The sequence below is a fragment of the Moraxella tetraodonis genome (assembly GCF_022359095.1).
Lineage (GTDB): Bacteria > Pseudomonadota > Gammaproteobacteria > Pseudomonadales > Moraxellaceae > Faucicola > Faucicola tetraodonis.
Genome location: NZ_JACSYB010000001.1, coordinates 15,622 through 42,011 on the forward strand (window position 1 = coordinate 15,622; position 26,390 = coordinate 42,011).

Consider the following 26,390-nt stretch of genomic DNA (forward strand, 5'->3'; position numbering starts at 1 on the left):
CAATGTGGTGTCATTGTAAATTAAAACCGTCAAAGTTAATATCTGAAAATTGGCTGACACGGGCAAATGATTGGCACTGTGTTATCTGTGGTATCTGTGTTTTTTTGCCTTTATAAAGCAGGTTTTGACCCCATTTAACTCAAAATAAATCCGACAAAACTGCTATACTTTCTGTTTTTTTACAGTTAGTTTTGCTGATAAATTCTGACAAATATTATTATGACACACAGGTAACTTCATGCCCGCAACTTCTCACGACTCTACTTTAGATTTGACCCTACACCCTGATTTTACCCTACGCTCACATGAGCGCATCGATGCGTTATCGCTTGATGTGCTGGTGAGCGAACATAACGCCACTGGGTTGATTCATTATCACCTCGCCCACCCCAGTGATGAAAATGCCTTTATGATTGGCTTTCGCACCCAGCCGATGACCGACCGCGGCGAAGCGCATATTTTGGAGCATACCAGTCTATGTGGCTCTGAAAAATACCCCGTGCGCGACCCGTTTTTTAGCATGATTAAGCGCTCGCTCAATACTTTTATGAATGCGTTTACTGCGGCAGATTGGACGGCGTATCCGTTTGCCACCCAAAACCGTCAAGATTATTTTAATTTGTTGTCGGTGTACCTAGATGCGACATTTTTCCCAAGTTTAAATCCGCTCGATTTTGCCCAAGAAGGGATTCGTGTGGAGCTTGATGAAGACGGCAAACCCCAGTATAAAGGCATTGTGTTTAATGAAATGAAAGGCGCGATGAGTGGCGAGATTGACCAGTTGTATCATACGCTAGCGCGTCATTTATTCCCCACAACCACTTATCACTACAATTCTGGTGGTGAGCCTGCTGCCATTACTGAGCTTAACCACGCTGATTTGGTCAATTTTCATCAAAGTCACTATCATCCAAGCAATGCGATGGTAATGAGCTTTGGCAATATCCCTGTGGCAGAGACCCAAGCCCGTATCCATGAGGATGCATTGGCGGTGGCAGGCAAAGCGTTTGCTAAAGGGCAAAAACACGCCTCACGACTCGAAAAATCATTGACCGCGCCAATCAGCGTGACGGACACTTACAGTGTCGATACGGTGAAACCCAAACAAACCCATCACGTCATGGCATGGTTATTACCATCGATTTTAGACGGTAAGCAGCGTCTGGCTATGCGACTTCTTGAAGGCGTATTGGTTGAGCATGCCGGTTCGCCGCTGCGGGCGTATCTTGATAGCCATCCGCTGGCATCTGCCCCAACGCCGCTACTGGGCTTGGATGACAGCCATTATCAGATGGTGTTTTATGCGGGTGTCCGTGGCTCCGAGCCTGAGCATGGCGATGCCATTGAGCAAGGGATTTTGGACTTACTCAAACAAGTGGCAGACCAGCCTGTGGACAGTGAAGCGATTGAAACCATTTTGCACCAAATTGAAATCGACCAACGTCATATCGGTGGCGATAGTATGCCATATGGTCTAAATTTGATGCTTGAAGGCTTTAGTACTGCTATCCACGACGGCGACCCCATGCATGTGTGGGACATCGATGAAAACCTAAACTGGCTACGTGAGCAAGTACAAAACCCTGATTTTATCGCCGATTTGATTCGCAGCTTTTTGCTCGACAATCCGCATCGCGTGCGCTTGACACTCATCCCTGATGCGAGCAAATCTGAGCAACAAGCCAAGGATGAGCAAGCCAAACTTGACACCATTGAAGCGGCACTGACCGATGACACCCGTAATGCGCTCGTCACCCAAGCCAAAGCCCTTGCCGAACGCCAAGCTACGCCTGATGATGTGGATTTGCTACCCAAAGTGGGATTGGCGGATATTCCTGCCCAAATTCAATTTAAAACAGGTACAAAACGCGATATCACTTTAAGTGGTGTGCCAAGTACGTTGTATGAATATGAAGCAGGCACCAACGGTCTGTACTATTATCAAGTGATTATGCCCCTAGAGGGTCATGAAGCGCTCATCAATCACCCAGACTTACCAACGTATCTGAGCTTGATCAGCGAAGTGGGCACGCGCAAACATGATGCCTTGGCATTTCAAGCGCGACAAGCACGCCATTCAAGCGGTGTGACTGTCAGAATCAGCCAGCGCACGTCACCTGATAATCCCGAAAAAATGGATAGCTTCTTGGTGGTCGCTACCCGCTCATTGTCACGTAAATTTGAAGCGATTGAGCTGCTTAAAGAAGTGCTCAACGACACTATTTTTACTGAATATGCGCGGATGGAAGAGCTACTGACCCAAAAACAAATGGGCTGGCAATCGCGCCTTGCCAATGCAGGTCATGCGTATGCCATGCAAACAGCGAGCCGTAACACCAGTAAAATCGCCCGTCTTGAATATGTACGCGGTGGTTTGCCTGCATTAAATAGCTTAACTGAATTTTTGCAGCAAGCGGAGCAAGATAGCAATGCGTGGCAAAAGCTGGGAGAGCGATTAGCCAATTTACATAGCTACATCAAAGCCCTGCCAAAACAAGCGCTCATCATCGCCGAAGCAGAGATATTACCGACGCTGCAGCAAGCGATTAGTGAGAGCTGGCAAGCGCCTGTTGACGAGCCTACCGCTACCTTAATCGAATCGCCCATTACCACTGACGGTAGCGATATCGCGTGGCTTGCGCAAACCAATGTGTTTCATCATGCGCTTGTCTTTGATGCCGTGCCGACCAACCATCCCGATGCCCCTGCCTTGATGGTGCTCTCAAGCGTGCTACGCAACAACTATCTGCATCGTACCATTCGTGAGCAAGGCGGTGCGTATGGCGGCGGCGCGAGCTATGATAGCAATGCTTGCTCTTTCAAGTTTTATAGCTACCGCGACCCACGTGACCAAGCCACGTTTGATGATTTTTTGGGTAGTATTGATTGGTTACTCGCGCAAACTACAGGCGAAAAAACCGATGCTTGGATTGAAGAAGCGATTTTAGGATTGATGGCAGGCATGGATAAGCCCGCAAGTCCTGCGGGTGAAGCGGTCAAGGCACTGTTTGCTGAGTTACATGGTCGCGGCAAAGAGTGGCAACAAGCGATGCGTGCCAAAATCTTGTCGGTCAGCCTTGATGACTTACAGCGGGTGACAAGAACTTATCTTAAAGACAAGCCTTACACACGCGCAAGCCTTGCGCCGTTTGATAAAGCTGAACTCATGCAAAAAATGGGTTTTCAGATTGAAAAAGTGCTATAACAAACGTAACAATAAAATTAATCATTTTAATAATTAAGGCGCTATTATTAGCGCCTTTTTTTCATCTTTTACACTACCCGTTTTACACAACCAGCAATTCAATTTTACCCAGTCCGTCAATTTGCGCCAGTATGGTATCGCCTTTGACCACCGCACCGACGCCCGCTGGCGTGCCTGTAAAAATCAAATCCCCTGCTTTGAGCTCAAAAAACTCAGATAAATTGGCAATGGTCTCTGCCACATTCCAGATTAACTGATTGATATTGCCTTGTTGTTTGGGCTCGCCATTCACCGCCAGTGAAATATTCGCTTGTTGTATCTCAGCAACGCTAGCAACGGGATAAATTTCGCCAATGGGTGCCGAATAGTCAAACGCTTTGCCAATCTCCCACGGGCGACCCGATTTTTTCATTTCGTTTTGCAAGTCGCGGCGCGTCATATCGAGCCCCACGGCATAGCCAAAAATCAGCTCGTGAGCCTGTGCTACACTCACATTGGCACCTTCTTTGCCAATCGCAACCACCAATTCTACTTCATAATGTAGCGCTTGCGTTTTAGTCGGATAAGGCAATTGGGCAACGCTATCGGGTCGAACTGCAATAATCGACTCACTGTCACCGGCTTTACAAAAGAAAAATGGCGGCTCACGGTCTGGGTCACTGCCCATTTCTCGGGCGTGGTCGGCATAGTTGCGCCCCACGCAATATACACGGCGGACAGGAAAGGTTTGCTCGAATTGATGGATGGGCAGTGCCACCACTTGGCTGGGTGGAAAAATGGTATTCATGGTGATTCTACTTGGTTGGTTGGGGTATCAGATGGCGGCTGGGTGATGGCGATATCAGTGACATGTTGGTCAGCGGCTAAATTGCTAGCAGGTTGCCACGCTTGCAAAAACTTATCATGGCGCAGGCTATTGTCTTGATTGGTGAACGATTGCAGATAGTCTCGGGTGGTGGACTCCCATTGCTCACTTTGCTCAGCTGAAAACTGTCCCGTCAGTCGTTGATAGCGCAAAAAAATCAGCCAAGTATTGAGCACATCACTTTCACAATAAGTGGTGAGCTTATCCCATGCTTCTGCTTGCACCATAGGCACCACATCATAGCCGTCCAACGCTTGCTTGCCTGCAAAGCCGCATAAGGATGCCACGACATCGAGTTTTTGCGACGTGCTATTCATGGCAAGCTTCACCATCAAATCGGTATGACGGTCATGATAGCGGTTGATATAGTTGTTGTATCTCATCTCACCGGTTTGGCTAAACAGCTTGGGCGCGGTTAAACCATGCTGTAACGCCCGATATACCATGACGGGTATATCAAAGCCCTTGCCATTCCAGCTCACCAACAACGGATTTTTTTCGATGGCATTAAAAAAGGTTTGAATCATTTGCGCTTCGCTATGGTCAGCCAGCGACAGCGATTTGAGGGTCATTTTGCCACCCGCCACCCACAACACCGAAAGACAGGCGATTTGGTGCAAAGGCAGTGGCATAAAAGGATGCCCAACATCTTGCTCACGCAGTGCCATAAGCTTGGTCATGGCATCGTTATCCGATAACCCAGCCAACTCAGAGTATAGCCGCTTGCCTGTGGCAACATCGGGTATGGTTTCGATATCAAATACTAAAATCGGCGCTAGCGTAGCCATAATACTTCCTTGTTAGTTTCTGCTTTAGGTTATTGGGTATTAAGCATCATCTTTAACACCAAACAACCCTGTTGATAGATAACGATCGCCACGGTCACAGACGATAAATGCAATCACCGCATCCGGGTGTTCTTTAGCGATTTGGTACGCTGCCCACGCCGCACCACCTGATGATACCCCCGCAAAAATCCCTTCTTCGCGGGCAAGCTTACGCATAAACACTTCCGCATCGTGCTGATCGATGTCCATCACCCTATCCACCAAACTTGGCTCAAAAATCTTTGGCAAATAGGCGGCTGGCCATCGGCGAATCCCTGCGATATTAGCGCCTTCAGCAGGTTGTAAACCAATAATTTGCACTTTTGGGTTTTGTTCTTTTAGGTATTTGGACACGCCCATGATGGTGCCTGTGGTACCCATTGAGCTAATAAAATGGGTAATCGTGCCATTCGTTTGCTGCCAAATCTCAGGACCTGTGGTCAGATAATGCGCTTGTTTGTTGTCAGGGTTGTTAAACTGGTCGAGTACGATGCCTTTGCCTTCTGCCTGCATTTGCTGGGCGAGGTCGCGTGCCGACTCCATGTTATCGACTTCAATCAATGTCGCCCCATAGGCTGCCATCGCGTCTTTACGCTCTTGGGTAGAGTTGCTAGGCATAATCAGCGTCATGGCATAGCCGCGCATTGCTGCGACCATGGCTAGGGCGATGCCTGTATTGCCACTGGTGGCCTCAATGATGGTGTCGCCTGGCTTGATAGTGCCACGCTTTTCTGCTTGATAAAACATATTGTAGGCAGGGCGGTCTTTCACTGAGCCCGCTGGATTGTTACCTTCAAGTTTGGCAAGCAGAGTAGCTGTGCCTTGGTCAGTTTGCGGTGCAAATCGCGCCAGCTTGACCAGTGGGGTATGTCCAATGCAGTCATTGAGCGTGCTGTTTTCAGTGATGAAATTATTATGGGTCATAAGACAACCTTAGTTTTTGGCCATGAACTTTTGATAATACGAGTTTTGAGCAGACGCATTTAGTCTAGCTTATAGATTAGCTAGCGTTGATTAGTTCTTTTAACAGTAAATTTTTTGGATTGCGCGCGTAGTTTAGCAAAATTCGTATCACCCGTCAGTGGTGAATCATGATTATTGTGCAAGTCATTTTCCCACCGCTACCCCATCTGATTTTATCTCGGTTGTTTGCTGGGGTATAGACTTGTCAAAAATTTACTTGCGACAAAAACCCCAGCGACACAAGCAAAATTGGCTAAAATCCTATAAAATGAAACGCTATACCCCAAAACCCTGATAAAAAATCTGATGCCTAAATTAGGCTGATGCAAGGCTAGCAATGTGAGCAAACGATTTCACTTGGATTTTTCCACCGCTTATGGACAGTTGATACTGTTGGTGTTTTTGCCGATTAGCGCACTCGCCTTGACGGGTGGTTTTTTGGTGTTATCAGATACCAGCCGTGCTGCGCGTACCATTCAGCAATCAACCGCCGATAATTTGCTGGTGACTCTGCAGCCAGTCGTCGCTTCCATGCAGACGAATCTGATTAAAATCAACCAAGCGCTATCTACAACTACCACTCAGCCTAATAGCAATAATGGCTCAAATAAAGGCAGCGCAAATAAAGCTGAACTATCGCCCAAAGAATTGGCGACACTGCAAGCCAATGTGAAATTTGCCCTACAAAATGCCATCAACGACAAACACTTGCAAGGTGTGGCGATTGTCAACGAACAAAGCAAAGTGTTGGTCAGTTTTGGTGATTTGTCACAACAGCCCAATCCGCGCTTGTTGCCTTTTTTGGGACGACACCTTGAAGCGCAAAGCAATACGCAGCAAACTTATTTATTGACGCAGCTTAACACCCAATCCAACAGCCTGTTTAATAGCAAGGGTAGTAGTTTATTTGGTCGAAAATTGGTACTCAGCCCGCCCGCAAATACGACTGCCCCACTACCGACGTTGTGGCTTATTGTCAATATTGATAATGAGCCGCTACAAGTGGCTCGGTATCAAGTGATGTTGGCGTTAGCGATTACTGGACTCTTTACCATTTTGCTGCTACTATTGACCACCCACATATATGCTAGACGCTGGATTGCGCCGATTTATGAGATGCGGTTACATTTGCAGCGCACCAACGCCAACAACCTGTATAAACCGATGACCATCAACGCCAGTGGTGAAATCAACCAACTGCAACAGGACTTGGTCAAGACCTTAAGACGTCTGCATAAAAGTTTCCAAGAACTCAAAAATCACGCCGAGCAAACCGAAGATGATTTGCGCTTGGCTTTTGACGAGATGGAAATGCAAAACATCTCAATTCGCAATGCGCGTGATGCCGCGGTTTCAGCCAGTCAAACCAAATCGGCATTTTTAGCCAATATCAGTCACGAATTACGCACCCCACTTAACAGTATTGATGGGTTTATCAACCTATTATCCCGTCATGGCGGCTTAAACGCCGAGCAAGACTTGTACGTGCAAACGATTCGTAAGTCTTCAGCGCACCTATTAGCATTGGTCAATGACGTGCTTGATTTTTCTAAGATTGAAGCCGGTAAACTGGTACTAGATAGTCATGAATTTGACCTGTATGCCAGTATCTACGATGTGGTGGATATGCTATCGCCACTGGCGGCAGAGAAAGATTTACGCCTGGCGGTGTTCTTCTATGACGATGTGCCACATTATCTAGTAGGGGATGCGTTACGCACCAAGCAGGTTTTGACCAATCTTGTTAACAACGCCATCAAATTTACCGATGATGGCGAGGTCATTGTGCGGGTCAGTTTGGATGATGACATCGATGATTTAATTCATATCAGTGTGCAAGACACAGGGCGCGGGATTTCACCTGAGCATCAAAAAGTGCTGTTTCAAAGTTTTTCCCAAGGCGATCCTTCGATTACTCGCCAGTACGGTGGTACAGGGTTGGGATTGGTGATTTCAAAACAGCTTACCTATCTGATGGGCGGCAATATTGGTTTTTATGACAACGCCACTGAGCAAGTGGGTGATGCGAGCCAATCGCACAAAATCAAAGGCACGACGTTTTGGTTTACCTTGCCGATGACCATCAGTAACCAAGAGCAGCAGCGGCTGCTTATCCATGAGCCCATTTGGCAGTTACCTGCCATCATCGCGCCAAAAACTGATGCCGGTTATGTGGCGGCTGATGCTATCGCTGTGGTAAATATCTTGGTATGGATTGACCATCCTGCAAGCTTACAAGTGTTAAAAGGCTCGCTGCGCGAATTGCCGATTGCCATTACTACCGCAAGCACGCTAGCCAGCCTACTTGAATCGCTCAAAGAAACAGGCAATCATTGGGATTGGGTCATCGTGGACAATGGTACCACTGAGGATACCACGTCGCTGCTCAAACAAGTACGCTTACATTATGCCGGTAAGTTGCTACTATTTGGCTATCAAGTCAATCTTGAGCCAGAATTGTTGTCGCGTTACCAAGCACAAGCCTTGTATCAGCCGCTCGATCGTCGCCAACTTTATCAGCTGCTCGATAGCAATTCTGCCAGTAGCCAAGAGCCCACACTGCCGCAGTGGCATGGCTTTACTGTGCTTGCCGTGGATGACCATCTACCCAATTTATTGGTACTAGAAGCCTTATTAGCTGAGCTGAGCATTAATGTGGTGACGGTTAATAGTGGGTTTGATGCCATTGAATACATCACTACCCACCAGTCACAAAGCGATACTGCCGTGGATTTGATCTTTATGGACATTCAAATGCCAAGAATGTCAGGCAGTGAAGCCGCCATCCAAATCCGTAAGGTTGAAACGCAAGCAGGACATCAACATATTCCGATTATTGCCCTGACCGCACATAGTCTATCGGATGAACGCGATACATTATTGGCATCTGGGATTGATGACTATGTGGGCAAGCCAATCAGCCAAGCCCAGTTATTGCAAATCCTGCAACGCTGGTTGGGTAAACACAGCACGTCCGTATCCGCTGATGTGACTTTTGACTCAACCGCTGATGTGGCTTCTGACAAATCGGCTATCAACTCACCCATCTCGGCGCGGTCGATAACGTCTGTGGCAAATAACCTGCGTACTGCATCTATAGCCCCCAAAGAGAGTGCCGTATTTGCTCATACGCCATTAGCCGTCTCAGCGACTACTACCGATGACAACACTAATCTACCAAGCCTACCATCAGTCAGCAGTCAGCATAGCGCTGAGTCACTAGCAAGTCTTGCTGTCATTGATTGGGATGATGCGGTGATGCGGGTAGCAGGTAAGCCTGATTTGGCAGCCAACTTGATTACCTTGCTGATTGAGTCGATTGAGCAGGAAAAAAGTGACTTGCAGCAGGCTTGGCAGCGCCACGACAGGCAAGCCTTGTCCCACGCGGCGCATCGCATTTTAGGGGCGAGTCGTTATACGGGCGTACCACAGCTCCGCCAAGCCAGTCAAAATCTTGAAGACAAGTGCTTGCTAAATATCAACAATAGCTCGCCTGCGCAATTTGCCATTTTGGCACCTTATTATGAGCAAATGCTACAAGCGCTCGATAACTTGGCACAGGCTGATTTGAGCCAATTCCCTGCACTCAAATATGCCCAGCTCAAAGAAAACGACATGACTTGGAAGATGATTTGACACCCATCAGCACAATGTCTCCTAGGTTTGGCATACTTGCTATCCCACGTTACCTTTCTTAAACGTATCGTCCGATATCGCCTCTTGTGCCTAACCAACAAAATCAGTAAAGTGAGATTAATGATTGCAAATCTTCGCGTTCTTGCAACATTTTTTTAAGTTTATTGGGTTGGTCAAATTTTAAGGATGCGTATGTCGGTTTTGTCGGTATCAAAAATATTGCCGGGTGTAGGGTTTTTGCCATTTTCTCAGCGTGCTACTGCTTCATCTTTAGCGCAGCGTATCAAAGCGGCAAACGATAACCTTGCGCCCGATGTGCGGTTGGAACTTAGCGGTGATGATAGCGTCATTGTTTGGCTGACACGGATTGACAAGCGCAATGCGTTAAGTTTTGCGTTGATGGATAAACTCATTGATTTAGCCCACCTGCTCACCACATGGACGGACGTGCGGGCGGTGATTTTGGCAGGTGAAGGTAAAAGCTTTTCTACCGGCATCGATTTGGCGGATTTAAACAACCCAAAAAATCTAAAGCAGGTCGCTTGGGAGCTTATCAAACCGTTCCAAAGTAAATTTCAAAAAGTGTGCCTTGTGTGGCGAGAACTGCCGATGCCTGTCATCAGTATACTGCATGGACATTGCCTTGGCGCAGGACTACAGTTGGCACTGGCGACCGATATCCGTATCGCCACAGCGGATTGCCAATTTGCCATTATGGAAGCCAAATGGGGACTGGTAGCGGATATGGGACTGACCCAGTCTGCGATAGGGGTGCTACGCGCCGATATCGTCAAGGAATTAGCGATGACGGCACGGGTTTTTGACGGTCAGCAAGCCTTTGACTACGGTGTGGTCAGCCATCTAAGCGATACACCGATGGAAGTTGCGAAGAATTTGGTCACAGAATTAAGCAGTCGCTCCCCAGATGCCGTGCTGGCGAGCAAACGCATCATCAATGCCATGTATCACACGCCTGCAACAACCTTGTATCAAGAAAAACTGTGGCAAATCAAATTACTGCTGGGACAAAACCGCAAGCTTGCCGTCAAAAAAGCCAAGGATGAAACCGTCAAATTTATTGGGCGTCAATTTAACTAATTTAACCCATGGCTTAATTGACCTTGGTGAGTGCCATCATGCTAAGACCCCTGTTCAAACGTCGTCTTATTTTTTTAGCCAGCCTATTTTTGGTATGTATGGCGATTTTGTTTTTTATCGCCTGGTGGGGTCGCCTGCCTGCCAACACGAGCAAATCCAGCACCTATCAAACTGCCGTCATTACCAAAGACCATCAAAAAACGGTGGCAACCGATATGCCACCTGATGAGCCCTCCAGTCGTTTTCGCCAATTTGGCTCGCAAAGCATGGCTGATGGCATCGCAGAGTTGGTTAAAAGCAATCCACAAAAAACGGGCGTTTATCCCTTGCCCGATGGCATGGATGCGTTTGCCGCACGTATGCTGCTCATTAGCACCGCAGAAAAAACGCTAGATGTGCAGTATTATATTTGGAATAACGACATCACTGGCAATCTGATGTTCCAAGCCATTAAAGAAGCGGCAGAGCGCGGTGTGCGCGTGCGATTGTTAATAGATGACAACAATACCCGTGGTCTCGACCCAACACTGTGGGTACTTAATGAGCACCCCAATATTGAAGTAAGATTGATGAACCCCAATCGTTTTCGCTCGTGGCGCTGGCTAGGGTTTGTGGGCGATTTTGAGCGGCTCAATCATCGTATGCACAACAAATCCATCACCGCTGATAGCCAAATCACCATCACAGGCGGGCGCAATATCGGGGATGAGTATTTTTCTTTAAACCAAGAGATGGTATTTTCTGACCTAGATGTGCTGATGGTTGGGCATATTGTGCCGCAGATGTCACAAGCATTTGACCAATATTGGAACCATAAACTGGCTTTTCCTATCACCGATTTGGTCAAAAAACCTGAGCCATCCGCCCTGAACCAAGTGTTTATTCCAAAAACCCAAAAAGCCGATAAACCCGCGTCACAACAACTCGACCCTGTGCTAAAGCTGAAAAACGACTATCTAAAGCGCTTGGTGGCAATCGACTTTGTCAACCAAATCAAACAACAAAAATTGCCGCTCTACTGGGCAAGCGTGCAGCTATTGACGGACAATCCCGACAAACTGGGCAGCAAAGCCAATACCCAAGGGTTAGACATCAACCAAAGCTTAGGTAAAATCAGCCGTGAACTCAATTTAATCTCTGCGTATTTTGTCCCCACGGAGCAAGGCAAAGACTATTTTATCAACCTTGCAAAAAAAGGCGTAGCGGTGAATATTTTGACCAATGCCATGAGCGCCACCGATGTCAAGCTTGTGCATTCTGGCTATGCCAAACACCGCAAAGACTTACTCAAAGCTGGGGTCAAGCTATATGAACTAAAACCCAACGCCATCAAAGACAATCTGCGTGATTCATACTTGACGGGAAGCTCTGCCACCAGCTTGCATGCCAAAACGTTTGAAAGCGATGGTGAAAAGGTGTATATCGGCTCGTTCAACTTTGATCCGCGTTCAGCCTTGACCAATACCGAACTCGGCGTTGCCATCGCCCACCCTGTACTTGCCAACAAAATCCGCAATGAATTTTTGCAGGCCTTGCCAACAACTAGCTACACCTTGTCGCTCAAAGATGACAATATTCAGTGGTCAACGCTCGAGAACGGTCAAATCGTCACGTATGATGAAGAGCCACAAACCAAGGCTTGGCAGCGTACGCTAGTATGGATGCTATCGCACCTACCGCTTGAAAAATTTTTATAAGCTGTAATTATTATGAACTACAGCATTCACCAATACGCTTAGCGCAATTGGCTATCTTTACTACCACGGCGATTAAATAGCTCAACTTTTTTCTGATGCTGTTCTAGCGATTGTTGACAACGCACGCACAAGTGCACCCCTGGCATCGCAAGACGCCGTGCTTCGGGGATTGGGGCATCGCACTCCTCACAATGCGTTAGGCTCTCGCCCTGTGGCAATGCCCGTTTTGCCCGTTCAATCGCATCATTAATAGTCGCTTCAATTTGCTCGTTTTCTGCGCCATCCGCAGCCCAACCACTTGCCATATTTTTCCTTAGGTTTTAATAGGTTAACCATAATATGGTAGTGATTTTGTCAAATTTCAATAGCGTATTAAAGCCGTCATCGCGCCATTTTATTGTGGCTGTAAATCAATTACCTGACCTTTGATACCTGCCGCCTCATCACTCATCAAGGCAACATACGCACTCATCAAGTCTTCGGGCGCAAGCAAGGTGTTGGGATTTTCGCTCGGATAGGCAGCAGCCCGCATTTGGGTACGCGTGGCACCGGGATTGATGCAGTTAAAGCGCAGGGTGGTGGTTTTTTGGGTTTCTTGGGTGAAAATATCGCTCATCCCCTCTACCGCCAATTTTGACAGCGCATATGCCCCCCAAAACGCGCGTGGACGGCTGCCGACACTACTAGAGGTAAACACCACTGAGCCACTTTGCGCAGATTTGAGTAGCGGTAGCAAAGCTTGGGTAAGGGTAAAGGTAGCATTAAAATTGACTTTCATCACTTGCTCAAAAATAATCGGGTCATACATTTCAAGTGGGGTCAATACACCGAGCAACCCTGCATTGTGTAAAACACCGTCCAAATGCCCGACTTCACGCTCAATCAAAATCGCCAATTGCTGCATTTCTGTGTAGCTGGCGCTCTCTAAATTCATCAGTAACATGGCAGGCTGTGCACCGCCTTCTGCTTCAATTAGGTCATACACGGCTTCAAGCTTGCTCGCGGTTTTGCCAAGTAGTAGCACGGTCGCGCCATATTTTGCATAGCTTAGCGCTGCTGCTTTGCCGATGCCATCACCTGCCCCTGTGACCAAAATATTTTTACCTTTTAGACAATCGGTAGGTGGGATAAAGTTACGGATATCATCATGCGTTGCTAAAGTCATAGTTTCCTCAAAATTTTTCTCAAAAGCTTGCTAAAAAATTCCCTAAAAATTGGGCAAATTGTTAACACCTTGTCTATGCATCAAGCGCCTAGTCGCTTGTTCAGGTATCCACTCAAGCATCCGTCCAATCGCTAAGCAAAGCGGTCAATTCAGCGACGCTATGGATTATGTTATCTGCACCCCAACTGCCCAAATCCGCTTGGTCTTCAGGGGGAATGTAGCCATAAGCTGCCAAAATCGTGCGCATATTCGCCGCATTGCCCGCTTGAATGTCACGGATATGGTCACCGACATACACACAATTTTCAGGCTGTAGCTGACGCCCGAGTTGTTCGTTCAACCGCGCGACTGCCAAATACATGGGCTCTGGGTCAGGTTTGGTGTGTTTCACATCATCAGGGCATACCAGAACCGCACAGCGCTCAGTTAGCTGCAGCTTGTCTAACAAATTTTCCGCCAAATAACGCGGCTTATTGGTGACAATGCCCCATACAATGCCACGTGATTCCAAGTGTGTTAACAGCGAATCAAGCCCATCAAACAAGCGACTATCGACACAGATATCGGCCTCATAGGTGTCCAAAAACTCTTGCCGATAAGCGAGCAAGGTTGGGTCATCCTCAGTCACATCGGCAAGCTCGCCAAACATCAGCTTGACCATCGCTCTGGCGCCCGCAGAAACTTGCTCACGAATCGCTGCATCGCTAGGCGCAGGATGATTGTGTCTGGCGCACATCACCTTAATAATCCGGATAAAATCAGGCGCTGTATCTATCAAGGTACCATCAAGGTCAAACAATACAGCTTGGCATTTTTCAGTCATTTTTTGCTCAAATCAACGATTAATATTTTAGTAAAGCCAACTACTGAGGTTTGTAGACTGCCATCATGTAGTTAACGTCAACATTTTGTGCTAGCCAATAGTGCTTGATAAGTGGATTGTAATGTAAACCAATTAAATCTTGGCGCTTGCAGCCTGCACGCTGAGCAAAACGATCTAGCTCGGCTGGGGTGATGAATTTTTCATAATCATGTGTGCCGCGTGGCAGCAAGCGTAATAGGTATTCAGCGCCAATCACCGCAAACAGGTAGGATTTTGGGTTGCGATTGATGGTCGATAGTACCAATACGCCATTGGGTTTGAGCAGGGTAAAACAAGCATTGATAATGGATTGCGGGTCTGGCACGTGCTCGAGCATTTCCATACAAGTCACCACATCAAACTCACCAGCGTGCGCTTTGGCAAAATCTTCTACAGCAACACAAGCAAAATTAATCGCTTGGCTAGTTTGCTCGGCATGGATCTGTGCTGCCTTGATGTTCGCCTCTCCCAAATCAATACCCGTCACTGTGGCGCCGCGCACCGCCATGCTATACGACAAAATACCACCACCACAGCCGACATCTAATACTTTTTTGCCCGTTAATCCTGATTGCTGGCGGGCGATGGTTTGCTGTTCAATCCAGTTTAAGCGTAGCGGATTGATTTGGTGCAAGGTGGCAAACGCGCCTGATTTGTCCCACCATTCATTGGCAAGGTCGGTGAATTTTTGTACTTCTTGTAAGTCGACGTTTTGCTGTAAGTTCGGTTGTGTCATGATGATAGTTCCGTTTGATTTTTACTTCGCTATTTTTTTAATTCGATACTTTTTACTTTAATAGCGTTACTTCAATAGCGTGTTATCGCGTTTTTTGAAATACGGTTGCTTGCTAACCACAATTGCTATCAAAAATAGCCTTATTCTAACAGTTTTTAGCCCATGCGCTGTAGAATTTATGTGGCAGGCTGATAGCGTAAAATTGTAGGATAAATTTGTAGGGTAAAATAGCTTATCACTACCCAGCCGCATAACCACCTAATTTTGGGCATTACTGATAAAATAAACTTAAAAATTATACTTTGTAATTTAGAAAATTTAATTAACATATTGCTTATGTTTTTCACCACTGTAGTTTTTTTTAGTTTACAAAGGATTACACTTAGGCGCTTCTTCAATTTATGATAGTATAACGCGCAGGTATTTTCGTATTTTGAGCCCTGCTAGCAAGCGATTTTCTATAAGATACTATTCTTTATAAGATATTAGCCGTGCTAGACCCTATGATTTGACTGTTAATGAGGCAACCATGAAAAAATTAGCAATGACCGCAATCGCCGCCGCTATCGGCTTGACCAGTTTACCAACCCAAGCTGCAGATTTTGTAGCGGGTCAAGACTATAAGGTGCTTGCAAACCCAGAGAAAATTGAAGGCAATAAAATCATTGTTCGCGAATTTTTTTGGTATGGTTGCCCTCACTGCTACAAATTAGAACCTTACATGGCACAGTGGTCAAAAAAATTGCCAGCTGATGTGGTGTTTATGCAGACGCCAGCTGCGATGAACCCTGTGTGGGAACAAAACGCGCGCGGTTTTTATGCCGCACAGTTGTTAGGTTATCAAGGCAAAACCCACCAAGCGATGTTTGACGCCATTCAAAAAGACCGCCAAAAATTGTTTGACCAAGCCTCTATCGGCCAATGGTACGCATCAAAAGGCGTGGATATCAATAAATTTAACAGCATGTACAATTCTTTTGCGGTGAATACCCGTATCGCGCGTTCAAAAGATGCGGCGCAGCGCTTCCAACTGTCAGGGGTACCTGCGGTTGTCGTTGATGGCAAATACGTTGTTGAGGGTGAGGATGGTAAAGTGCCACAAGTGGTTAATTATCTTATCAATAAAGCCCGTGCTGAGCGTGGTGGTAAATAATCTGACAGCCATTTGCTGAGCATCAATGGTTTTAGCCTAGAGGGTTTTAGCTTAAATAATAAAAAAGCCGCTTTAATGATAATTCATTGAAACGGCTTTTTTGTAGCAGCGGCTTTTTGTATGTTAGTTAATAAAACCTAGTGGTCGGCTGGCGTGCCGCCTTTTGCCACAATCCAATTTTCTAGCTGTTTGGTTTTTTCATCCAGTAGCGTTTTATCACCGCTTGCTTCAACATTGAGACGAATCAGTGGCTCAGTGTTAGAGGCGCGAACATTAAAGCGCCAGCGTGGAAAATTGACCGACAAGCCATCGAGTTTATCGAGGGTCGCCGTTTGGCTATCAAATTGTTGGTAGCTTTCTTCAAGTTTTGCCAATACCGCAGGCGCAGTGATACCGTCTAATTTAAAGTTAATCTCGCCTGAGATAGGAAAAGCGGCAATCATCTCATCAACCAGTTGCGACAGTTTTTTTGGCGCTTCTGTTTTGCCTGATTTTGATAGCAATTCAATCACCAATAACCAAGGAATCATGCCACTATCGCAGTAGTTAAAATCGCGGAAATAATGATGCGCAGACATCTCGCCGCCATACACTGCATTGTTTTCACGCATGACTTGTTTGATAAAAGAATGCCCTGACTTACTGATGGTCGCTTTGCCACCGGCCGCCGCGATGACGCTTTCGGTATTTAAGATATTGCGCGGGTCATAAACAATCGCCTCGGCAGGGTTTTTATCCAAGAAAGCTTTGGCAAGCACCCCCACTACATAAGTGCCTTCTAAAAATCGAGCGTTTTCATCAAAGAAAAAACAGCGGTCAAAATCGCCATCAAACGCAATCGCTAAGTCCGCTTTCTCTGCCAACAGCTTGTCTGCTGTCACTTTACGGTTGGCAATAATCATGGGATTGGGAATACCATTGGGAAAACTGCCATCAGGCGCATGATTGATTTTGATAAAATTAATAGGCGCGTTGGCAGCTTGTAGACGCTGCTCAAGCAAATCAATTGTTGGCGCGGCACTACCGTTGCCACAGTTGACGACCACTGTCAAAGGTCGTAACGCGTTGACGTCAATATAGCTTATGAGATGGTCGATATAGGCGGTTTTGTCTTCTTTTAACTGATACTCGCCCTTACTGGCTGCCGCTTTGAACGCGCCTTTTTCTGCGATTTGTTGAATGTCTGCCAAGCCGGTATCTGCGCTAATGGGTTTGGACTGTTCACGCACCAATTTTAGCCCGTTATAATTAATGGGGTTGTGACTGGCGGTCACTTCAATACCGCCAATCGCGCCATAGTGGCTGGTGGCAAAATACACTTCTTCAGTGCCTGTCATGCCCAAATCAATCACATCAATACCTGCATCTAATATGCCTTGTATGGCGGCTTTTTTAAGGGCTTCACTACTGGGGCGGATATCACAGCCAATCACAATCGCTGGTTTTTGCTGATTTGATAGCGGTGCACTCAAAAATTGGGCGAAAGCACGTCCGATACGGTAGGCAATGTCCTCGTCAAGATTTTTACCGAGTTCGCCGCGGATGTCATAGGCTTTAAAAGACGAAATTGTGATGGGAGAAAAATCATTCATATACGTGGCTCATGGGATTAAGAATTAAGAATGTCATTCAATTAACTGTTAATTACTCAAAATCAGTTATTCACTAGCAATGATCAGCTATCACCAAATACATCGCGGCTATACACTTTTGCCTTGACGTGCGCTAATTCGGGATGTAATCGGTTCGCGACAATCACGTCGCTGGTTTGTAAAAAACTTGCTAAATCATTGACTACGGGACAATCCATAAACTGCGCTGACGACAGACTGGGCTCATAGATTTGTACATCAATGGCATGTTGTTTGAGCAGTTCAATAATGTCCAAAATTGCAGAATCTCTAAAGTTATCGGCATCTTTTTTCATGCTCAAGCGGTACACACCCACGGTATTAGGCTGCTTGGCGATAATTTGACGGGCGATAAAGCGTTTGCGGGTATTGTTGGCATCCACCACCGCATGAATCACATTGGCAGGAATCCCTTCATAATTGGCTTTAAGCTGTTGGGTGTCTTTGGGTAGACAGTAACCACCATAGCCAAATGATGGGTTGTTGTAATGCATGCCAATCCGCGGGTCTAAGCTCACACCGGTGATAATCGACTCACTATCAAGCCCCATGCTTTCGGCAAAGCTATCTAACTCGTTAAAAAATGCAATGCGTGTGGCAAGGTAGCTATTGGCAAATAGTTTGACCGCCTCTGCCTCAGTAGGCGGCATGATTTGGCTTGGGGTGTGGGTTTGTTCGCTGGCGGTTTGGTATTGGACGATTAGTTGGTGACAAACATCTTGCAGCGCTGGCACATGGTTTATATCACAGCCAACGATAATACGTGACGGATGCAGGTTGTCATATAACGCTTTGCCTTCCCGCAAAAACTCCGGCATAAATAAAATACGCGTATCAAATTTTGCCTGCATGTCACGGGTAAATCCAATCGGCACAGTCGATTTGATCACAATCGGTACTTGTGCGTTATGAGTGCGTACCGTTTGGATACTGGTCTCCACCGATGAGGTATCAAATTTACCCGTGGCGACATCGTAATTGGTCGGTGTGGCAATAATCACCAAATCTGCGGTTGAAAAATCCGCCTCACTCACCAACTGCGCTGCTAAATTCAAGGACTGGGTTACCAAGAACTGCGCAATCAACGCATCGTCAATCGGCGACGCTTGCTGTTGTAATTGGACAATTTTTTGGGCATCGATATCGACCAAGGTGACTTGGTTAGCAAGTTTAGGCTGGGCTAATAAGACAGCATTGGACAGGCCGACATAGCCTGCCCCAATGACAAAGATGGTTGTAATCATGGGTGATGGAACCTTACAAATCGCAGCAAAAATTGGCGACACCGTCGCGTATTTTTAGCCTTGATATTTCTTGTATTTTTAAATTAGGTAAGTTTTTGCCAATATCACTATAGTTTGACAAAATGGCATAGCAATGACAACGATTATTTTGCAGCCTCTGTGTTTTAGGTATTTGTATTTGAAGCCTCTGTATTTTAGGCATCTAGACTGTCAAGGTAAATACTCACCAATGGGCTTAGATTGCCATGTCAAATGCGCTAAAATAGCTAGGTCAATTATATTGTGAATTTTTCATCATTTACTATCAATCACCCTTCAGAGATAACGATGCAACCGACTTCCAATTTTGCCGACCTCATTGCCTTAATGGCACGACTGCGCCAAGACTGCCCTTGGGATAAAAAACAAACCAACGACAGCCTCATTCCCTACGCCCTAGAAGAAACCTATGAGCTTGTCGAAGCCATACAATCGGGTGACATTGACGACATCAAGGGTGAGCTTGGCGATGTGCTGTTACAAGTGGTTTTTCACGCTTGTCTATATGAAGAACAGCAGCAGTTTGATATCAGCGAGGTGATTTTCACCTTGCAACAAAAACTCATTCGCCGTCACCCGCATGTGTTCGACAAAGAAAATCTAAAAACCGATGAAGATGTCAAAAAACGCTGGGATGAAATCAAAGCCTTGGAAAATGCCGAAAAAGCCAAACAGGGTAAACTGATAAACCATCGCCGCACCCTTGATGCGGTCAAGGCAGGCTCAGCGTTAATGCAAGCGCAAGAACTACAAAAAACTGCCAATAAAGTCGGTTTTGATTGGGATGTGGTGTCAGGTGCGGTGGACAAATTGGATGAAGAAGTGGCAGAGCTCAAAGAAATCTTACCAATCGATGGTCAAAAACCGACGCCTGAGCAAAAAGCGCTGCTAGAAAAAGAACTGGGGGATTGTTTTTTTGCCCTAGTCAATATTGCCCGCAAATTGGGCATTGATAGCGAAAAAGCGACTTTGACCACCGTGCATAAATTTCGCTCTCGTTTTGGCTTTATTGAAGATGAGCTCGCCAAAATGGGTAAAACCCCTGAAACTGCTAGCTTAGCCGAAATGGATAACTTGTGGGATTTGGCAAAACAGCATGAAAAACTTATATAAGGGGTTTTGAGCACGAGCTAGGTTTTAGGGTCTAGTATTATTGACAGCTAATACCCTGTTTACATGCCATGTACATTTTTTTGGTAAAACAGTTTTTTAGCTAAGTTTGTACTAAGTTTGGGGTGGCATAATAGCTCACATCAACTCATTAAACCTATGTATTAAACCAATTTGGTTAATAGCATTGATTTAATAGCTTTGATTTAACACAAGGTTTGATTCGTTTGTCATTGAATCTATCTTGTTTATTCAATCTTGTTGATCCATTACATAAATCGGTATAACAATAATATTTTAAGAGACGACTATGAAAAAAACACTATTTGCATCCGCCCTAGCTTTGGTATTTGCTTCAACAACCGCTTTTGCAGCACCGGCTGTACCACCTGTACCTGCCCATAACGCACCTAGCCAAAACGTAACTCACAAAAAAGTGACTCATAAAAACGTGCGTCATAAAAAAGAGGCTCACAAAAATGAGTTACGCCATAAACCTGTTAAAAAAATTGTCAAAAAACCTGTTAGAAAACAGGTGAAAAAACATTATGTCAAAAAACAGGTCAAAGTAAACCGTGGTCACCCTCATATAAAAGGAGAGCATGCAAAAGGTCAGCCAAGATAATTTCTCGTTATCGCCACAAGACTTTAGTGCATAGCAAAAGCCGAAACCTGACTGGGTTTTGGCTTTTTTATTGCCCAAGATTTATTGTTCCAAAGGCGTTGGCAAGGTATACTGAGTCAACAGGGATTTGACCGTTAAAGCAATGATTTTTCGATTATTAGTTGGCTCAATTTTTGCCATTTTAGTTCTAGCCATTTTATTTCTAGCCCTGTGGGCAATGCCCGCACAGGCGCAAGTATGTACCCCAACCATGACGCCCGAGCAGGCTTTTTTGGCAGTGACAAATTTGACGGGGACTAACGGTAATACCAAAAAATCCTCTGCAAATATCCTTGCCAATTCGCCCAAAGTGATTAATATCAATACCGCCAGTGAAGCACAGCTTACACAGCTTGATGGTATCGGCGCCAAAAAAGCCCAGCAAATTATTTTATACCGGCAAATGATAGCGCCGTTTGCCACAGCGGATGACCTAGCCAACGTCAAAGGTATCGGTAAAGCGACTGTCGATAAAAATCGCCACCGCATTACCACCCAATAGTGATAGCAAAGCATGGGCAATTATCACAAGCCTATTCTCATCTTTTATATATTCTGTACTAGCAAGCAAACCGTCTCATCCTGTAGCGCTCACGTCCTACAGATAATCAATCAGTAGACAATATTTTCGCTCACTGGATTTTTTGTAACCGTGAATTAATATCCCTAGTTAGGCAGAAATTTGGTACACTAACCGCTAATAAATTTCTGCCGTTTTCATGGATTTTGGTTACTATACATGGCAAAAAAAACTCGCAAATCACCTAGCACGGCAACCGCTGCTGGCAATATCCCAACCGATTATATTTTAGATAGACAGTCGGCTCGGCGTGATGCCAAAAAACTGGGCTTAAACAAAGCTGATTTACCTAACTCCATCAAAGAAGTGATTAGCACACTGACGCAGGCGGGTTTTGAAGCCTACATCGTCGGTGGTGGGGTGCGTGATGCCTTGTTAGGCTTAAAGCCCAAAGACTTTGATGCTGTGACCAACGCCACCCCCAACCAAATCAAAGAAGTATTTGGCAAACGCTGCCGCATCATCGGAAGGCGTTTTCAGCTGTGTCATGTGTATTCTGGTCGCGATATGATTGAAGTTGCCACCTTTCGCGCGCCGCCTAAGGACAACAATCATCTCACCGAAGACGGCATGATCATGCGTGACAATGTGTGGGGTGATATCTATCAAGATGTGGTGCGCCGCGATTTTAGTATCAATGCCCTGTACTATCAGCCATTTGACGACATCGTTTATGATTTTTGTGGTGGGCTAAAAGATGTTGAAAACCGCACCATTCGTCTGCTCGGTGACACCCAAAAACGGGTGGAAGAAGACCCTGTACGTCTACTACGAGCGCTGCGTTTTAAAGCAAAATTGCAGTTTGATTTTGACAATGCCTTAAACCAACAATTCAACGCGCAAAACTGGGCATTATTGGCGCAAGTATCCCCTCACCGCTTGTACGATGAAACGCAAAAAATGTTTACAGGCGGCTACTTGGTGCCGATGTTACCACTGCTATTTGATTATGGTGCGTTTTCCCAGTTGTTGTTTTACCCACCGACAAGCGTGACACCGCTACTCAATCAAGTCACCATCAATACCGATAGGCGCATAGGTAGTGGTAAAAGCATTAACCCTGCGTTCTTTTATGCGACTATTTTGTGGGAAAACTATCTGTATCTATTGGATAAGTTTAAAAAGAACACACCGTTTAGCGATGCGCAAAACCAAGCCGCCAATAAAGTGTTGGACAAGCAGCGCCAGCACACGGCGATGCCCAAGTTTGCCGAGCAGTTTATTAAAGATATTTGGCTCATGCAGCCAAGACTTGCCCAGCCGCGCAAAAAAAATCTACAAAAGCTGTTTGAAAATCCGCGTTTTCGGGCTGCCTATGACTTTTTGATGATGCGTGAGCAAGTGGAAGCCAAAAACCAAGCACTTGCCAAACAACATGGCGCAGCGATTACGTTGGATGATGAAAGCACCAATGGCATGGGACATTGGTGGGCGTGGTTTCAAACCCTAGGTGCCAAACAGCAGCAACAAGCGATTGATGAATTTGACCTTGAATCAGTACGTTTGCGCTTTGCCAATATTGTCAATCAAACCAGTTTTGAGGATGACAGTGTTGCTTACCAAACTAGCGATGCGGTGCATGATAATGAAGTAGAGATGGGTAGCGATTTTAGTCATGGAAAGCACCGCAGTGAACGACGCCGCTTGCCGTTTGCAGCAAGCAGCCAAATCGAACGTGAACTGTTACCAGATACGGCACTATCTACCAAAGCGCACAAACTAACGCAGCAGCAGCAACTTGAAAAAGCCCAACTGCAGCAGTTATCGCTTGCCAGTCACACCAACTCAGCACCGGCTAAGTCACTTATCGTAGCGCCAATCACAGCGCAAAAAGATGATGACCAACCTTATCAGCCGACAGTTTCTAATTCAGCATCAGCTTATGCTGAGACAAGTGCACACCCAAATAGTTCACACCCAAATAATTCACAACTAAGTCGCTCACGCAAACGCGACAAAGCTTATTTATCGGTAGCCAGTGTACCTGCCAAACGTGCGCGACGTACCCCTAGCTCAAACTGGTCGATTTTGGAGCAACGTCAGCAAGCGGATATCACGACATCCGCTAGTGATTTGCGTGGCGAATCTGTCAGCCCAACACCCGTCAGACAAAGCATTGACAATCAGGCGGTGACTCATACCGATATTGATATTGGCTCTAGCACTGACATTGGCACTGGCACGGTCAATCATTCGGCACTCAATGAATCAATGATTGATGGTGGCGTGGTACAGCCAAAGCCAAAGCGAGCGCCACGGACGCGTAAAAAAGCGGTTGCTGATAGCAAAGTCTCAGCAGAAGGGGTGACTAAGGACGAGGCACCGGCAGCGCCAAAACGCACTCGCAAACGCGCGGTCAAAATCGACGGTCATCTGCCATGATTACGTGCTATATCGGTTTGGGTGGCAATATCGCAAACGCGCTTGGTACGCCAAGGCAGCATATAGCCAACGCCATTGCGGCGTTTTACGCATCGCCGCATTTTGCCAATGTTACAGCATCATCATTGTATCAATCCAAAGCCTTTGGGGTCACCGACCAGCCCGATTTTTTTAATGCGGCCGTAAAAGCTGATACCGATTTGGCACCCTTAGCGCTGTTGGATTTTTGCCAAAGTTTGGAGAGCGCTGCCAAGCGCACACGTTTGCGCCACTGGGGTGAACGTAGTTTGGATGTCGATGTACTGTTGTATGGCGATGACACAATCAACCATGCGCGTTTAACAGTGCCACATGAGGGCTTATTTGCGCGTAATTTTGTGCTGATTCCGATGCTAGAGCTTGACCCAACCCTAATGGTAAATGGGCAAAAATTGGCAGACTTACCGACCAGTCAACAGTGGCAGGGCTTGGAAAAATTAACCGTGCTTTAACTTATATCGGTTAACATTGGTTTTTGTAAAAATTAACAAATTATTGGTGCTATGGGTTTGAAATCGCAGAAAATTAAACCATTGATAAAGTAACGTTTTTTGTTTTTCCTATTTCTTGTTTTTGCCTGTTTCTTTTGCCCTTGCTTCTTTTAGCTTTACTTCTTTTACCCTTGATTCTTTTAACCTTGCTTTTTAAAGGAAACCGCATGAGCTACGTTAGCAACCTAGAATCTAACTCTGATTCAACAACTGCCGCAGCGACGACCAAGCCTAAATTACCTGTGACTTTGTCCACCTTAAACAAACTCAAAGCCAATGGCGAGACGTTCTCGTGCTTGACATGTTATGACGCCAGTTTTGCCGCAGCCATGCAAGTTGCAGGGATTGATACGATTTTGATTGGCGACAGCCTTGGCATGGTGGTGCAAGGACAAACCTCAACCTTGCCGGTGACAATCGCAGACATGGTGTATCATACCCAAAACGTGGCTCGTGCCAACAGTCATGCACTGATTTTATGTGATTTACCTTTTATGAGTGTCGCCACGCTTGAGCGCGCACTCGATGCCAGCCAAGCGGTGATGCAAGCAGGCGCGCATGTGGTCAAAATCGAAGGCGGTGCCGAGCTTGCCGAAATCGTGTCAGTGCTTGCCAACAACGGCGTGCCGACCTGCGTGCATTTAGGTTTGACGCCGCAATCCGTGAATGTGTTTGGTGGCTACAAAGTACAAGGCAAAACCGATGCCCAAGCGGAAAAACTCATGGCTGACTGTCAAGCAGTGGTAGAGGCGGGCGCCGCCATTTTACTACTCGAATGCGTCCCTGCTGAGCTTGCCAAAAAAGTGCGTGACACTTTCCCAGTGCCTGTGATTGGTATCGGTGCGGGCGTGGATTGTGATGGTCAAGTGCTGGTCATGCACGATATGCTTGGGGTATATACCCGTAAACCTGCCAAATTTGTCAAAGACTTTTTGACCGACGAGCATAACGAAACCAAAGATATCACGGGGGCGTTTAAAGCCTATCATAAAGCGGTTAAAGAGCGTACGTTCCCAACGCCAGCGCATAGTTTTTAGTAATCATAAAGGCAAAAAAATGCAAGTATTTCATACCATCAGCGCATTACGTGACACCTTAAAACCTTTACGCCATCAAGCGGCTGCGCCAAAGATAGCGCTGGTTCCCACGATGGGTAATTTGCACAGTGGTCACGTGACCCTCGTCAAAAAAGCCAAGGAACTTGCCGATATCGTAGTGGTCAGTGTGTTTGTTAACCCAACCCAATTTGGCGTGGGTGAAGACTTTGATACCTACCCACGCACGCTAGAGGCTGATGTGGCAAAACTTACCGAAGCAGGGGCAAATTTTGTATTTGCCCCAAGCGTGGAAGAAATGTATCCAACCTACCCTAACAACGTGCAAGTGCTGTCAGGCGATATTAGCAAAATCTTGTGTGCCAACACTCGCCCCACCCACTTTGATGGTGTCGGCTTGGTGGTGAGTAAACTGTTTAATATCGTCCAACCTGACATCGCTGTTTTTGGAAAAAAAGACTATCAACAACTTGCGATTATCCGCCAGTTGGTGGCTGAGCTAAATTTCCCGATTGAGATTGTCGGGGTGGATATCGTGCGGGCTTATGACGGGTTGGCATTATCGTCTCGTAATCAATACCTAAGCGAAGCAGAACGTCAACTCGCCCCCACCTTACAAAAAAGCTTGCAACAGCTTGCCAATGAGTTAACAACTGCCAATTTTGCCGATTTTGACAAGATTATTGCCGGCGCAATCGATAAGTTAAATCGCGTAATGGTGGCTGATTCAGGCTTTAAAGTGGATTATTTGGAAGTTAAAAATCGCTTCTTACAACCGCCGAAGCCCACTGATAAAGACTTGGTAATTTTGACCGCCGCTTTTTTGGGCAAGAAAACACGGCTTTTAGATAACCTAGAGTTTAGCCGGGAGGTGAATCAGGAACTGAATCAAGAATTGGGTAGCGATTTTAATCAACAACCTACTACCGCATCTGTAAAGGATTAACT

At 46.1% G+C, this 26,390-nt stretch carries 21 protein-coding genes; 12 read left to right on the forward strand and 9 right to left on the reverse strand.

The features are described 5' to 3' along the window. The first annotated feature begins 238 nt into the window (after positions 1 to 238). The gene (locus H9W84_RS00075; protein ID WP_239741131.1) at positions 239 to 3,205 is read left to right on the forward strand and encodes an insulinase family protein; all 2,967 of its coding nucleotides are present in this window, start codon (positions 239 to 241) and stop codon (positions 3,203 to 3,205) included. Positions 3,206 to 3,287: 82 nt separating this feature from the next. Here the strand turns inward: H9W84_RS00075 and H9W84_RS00080 are convergent, their stop codons facing one another. Genes H9W84_RS00080 through cysM form a run of 3 tightly spaced genes read right to left on the reverse strand, consistent with a single transcriptional unit; the run spans position 3,288 to position 5,821 of the window. Beyond that, a complete protein-coding gene (locus H9W84_RS00080) occupies positions 3,288 to 3,992 on the reverse strand; it encodes a fumarylacetoacetate hydrolase family protein (RefSeq protein WP_239741132.1) in 705 nt (234 codons plus the stop codon). Further along, positions 3,989 to 4,858 carry a 3'-5' exonuclease gene (locus H9W84_RS00085; RefSeq protein WP_239741133.1) on the reverse strand — a complete coding sequence of 290 codons (870 nt, stop codon included), beginning with the start codon at positions 4,856 to 4,858 and terminating at the stop codon, positions 3,989 to 3,991. The genes H9W84_RS00080 and H9W84_RS00085 overlap by 4 nt, the downstream gene beginning before the upstream one ends. Before the next feature lie 39 nt (positions 4,859 to 4,897). Beyond that, positions 4,898 to 5,821, reverse strand: coding sequence for a cysteine synthase CysM (cysM, locus tag H9W84_RS00090; protein WP_239741134.1), 924 nt, complete (start codon positions 5,819 to 5,821; stop codon positions 4,898 to 4,900). 378 nt (positions 5,822 to 6,199) lie between these two features. Between cysM and H9W84_RS00095 the strand changes: the two genes are divergently transcribed. The 3 genes from H9W84_RS00095 (at position 6,200) to H9W84_RS00105 (ending at position 12,291) form a co-directional block, all read left to right on the forward strand. After that, entirely contained in the window at positions 6,200 to 9,496 is a 3,297-nt protein-coding gene (locus H9W84_RS00095; protein WP_239741135.1) for an ATP-binding protein, read from the forward strand. A 192-nt stretch (positions 9,497 to 9,688) separates the two neighbouring features. Then, positions 9,689 to 10,594, forward strand: a complete 906-nt coding sequence (locus tag H9W84_RS00100; protein WP_239741136.1) for a crotonase/enoyl-CoA hydratase family protein — start codon at positions 9,689 to 9,691, stop codon at positions 10,592 to 10,594. A gap of 38 nt (positions 10,595 to 10,632) precedes the next feature. Further along, positions 10,633 to 12,291 (forward strand): phospholipase D family protein, encoded by a 1,659-nt coding sequence (locus tag H9W84_RS00105; protein WP_239741137.1) that lies wholly within the window; start codon positions 10,633 to 10,635, stop codon positions 12,289 to 12,291. Positions 12,292 to 12,329: 38 nt separating this feature from the next. Here H9W84_RS00105 and H9W84_RS00110 read toward each other — a convergent pair whose 3' ends face one another. The 4 genes from H9W84_RS00110 to ubiG all read right to left on the reverse strand — a co-directional run bounded on the left by H9W84_RS00110 (position 12,330) and on the right by ubiG (position 15,054). Beyond that, positions 12,330 to 12,596, reverse strand: a complete 267-nt coding sequence (locus tag H9W84_RS00110) for a DksA/TraR family C4-type zinc finger protein (protein ID WP_065253892.1) — start codon at positions 12,594 to 12,596, stop codon at positions 12,330 to 12,332. 89 nt (positions 12,597 to 12,685) lie between these two features. Beyond that, entirely contained in the window at positions 12,686 to 13,456 is a 771-nt protein-coding gene (locus tag H9W84_RS00115; RefSeq protein WP_239741138.1) for a YciK family oxidoreductase, read from the reverse strand. 112 nt (positions 13,457 to 13,568) lie between these two features. After that, on the reverse strand, positions 13,569 to 14,279 hold the full coding sequence (locus H9W84_RS00120) for an HAD family hydrolase (protein WP_239741139.1): 711 nt from the start codon (positions 14,277 to 14,279) through the stop codon (positions 13,569 to 13,571). Positions 14,280 to 14,319: 40 nt separating this feature from the next. Further along, a complete protein-coding gene (gene ubiG, locus H9W84_RS00125) occupies positions 14,320 to 15,054 on the reverse strand; it encodes a bifunctional 2-polyprenyl-6-hydroxyphenol methylase/3-demethylubiquinol 3-O-methyltransferase UbiG (RefSeq protein WP_239741140.1) in 735 nt (244 codons plus the stop codon). A 529-nt stretch (positions 15,055 to 15,583) separates the two neighbouring features. Between ubiG and H9W84_RS00130 the strand changes: the two genes are divergently transcribed. Beyond that, on the forward strand, positions 15,584 to 16,207 hold the full coding sequence (locus H9W84_RS00130; protein WP_239741141.1) for a thiol:disulfide interchange protein DsbA/DsbL: 624 nt from the start codon (positions 15,584 to 15,586) through the stop codon (positions 16,205 to 16,207). 137 nt (positions 16,208 to 16,344) lie between these two features. Here H9W84_RS00130 and H9W84_RS00135 read toward each other — a convergent pair whose 3' ends face one another. Next, a complete protein-coding gene (locus H9W84_RS00135; RefSeq protein WP_239741142.1) occupies positions 16,345 to 17,799 on the reverse strand; it encodes a phosphohexomutase domain-containing protein in 1,455 nt (484 codons plus the stop codon). Between the two features lie 83 nt (positions 17,800 to 17,882). Then, positions 17,883 to 19,082: a nucleotide sugar dehydrogenase gene (locus H9W84_RS00140; RefSeq protein WP_239741143.1), complete on the reverse strand. Its 1,200-nt coding sequence runs from the start codon at positions 19,080 to 19,082 to the stop codon at positions 17,883 to 17,885. Positions 19,083 to 19,409: 327 nt separating this feature from the next. On the opposite strand from H9W84_RS00140, the gene mazG reads away from it, so the two are divergent. The 7 genes from mazG to panC all read left to right on the forward strand — a co-directional run bounded on the left by mazG (position 19,410) and on the right by panC (position 26,388). Further along, entirely contained in the window at positions 19,410 to 20,234 is an 825-nt protein-coding gene (gene mazG, locus H9W84_RS00145; protein WP_076775558.1) for a nucleoside triphosphate pyrophosphohydrolase, read from the forward strand. A gap of 307 nt (positions 20,235 to 20,541) precedes the next feature. After that, positions 20,542 to 20,856, forward strand: a complete 315-nt coding sequence (locus H9W84_RS00150; RefSeq protein ID WP_239741144.1) for a hypothetical protein — start codon at positions 20,542 to 20,544, stop codon at positions 20,854 to 20,856. Between the two features lie 142 nt (positions 20,857 to 20,998). Next, positions 20,999 to 21,397, forward strand: coding sequence for a ComEA family DNA-binding protein (locus H9W84_RS00155; protein WP_239741145.1), 399 nt, complete (start codon positions 20,999 to 21,001; stop codon positions 21,395 to 21,397). A 237-nt stretch (positions 21,398 to 21,634) separates the two neighbouring features. Then, entirely contained in the window at positions 21,635 to 23,857 is a 2,223-nt protein-coding gene (gene pcnB, locus H9W84_RS00160; RefSeq protein ID WP_239741146.1) for a polynucleotide adenylyltransferase PcnB, read from the forward strand. Continuing rightward, positions 23,854 to 24,348, forward strand: coding sequence for a 2-amino-4-hydroxy-6-hydroxymethyldihydropteridine diphosphokinase (gene folK, locus H9W84_RS00165; RefSeq protein WP_239741147.1), 495 nt, complete (start codon positions 23,854 to 23,856; stop codon positions 24,346 to 24,348). Before pcnB ends, folK begins: the two co-directional genes overlap by 4 nt. Positions 24,349 to 24,554: 206 nt before the next feature. After that, the gene (gene panB / locus H9W84_RS00170; RefSeq protein WP_239741148.1) at positions 24,555 to 25,424 is read left to right on the forward strand and encodes a 3-methyl-2-oxobutanoate hydroxymethyltransferase; all 870 of its coding nucleotides are present in this window, start codon (positions 24,555 to 24,557) and stop codon (positions 25,422 to 25,424) included. A gap of 19 nt (positions 25,425 to 25,443) precedes the next feature. After that, positions 25,444 to 26,388 carry a pantoate--beta-alanine ligase gene (gene panC / locus H9W84_RS00175; protein WP_239741149.1) on the forward strand — a complete coding sequence of 315 codons (945 nt, stop codon included), beginning with the start codon at positions 25,444 to 25,446 and terminating at the stop codon, positions 26,386 to 26,388. Positions 26,389 to 26,390 lie beyond the last annotated feature (2 nt).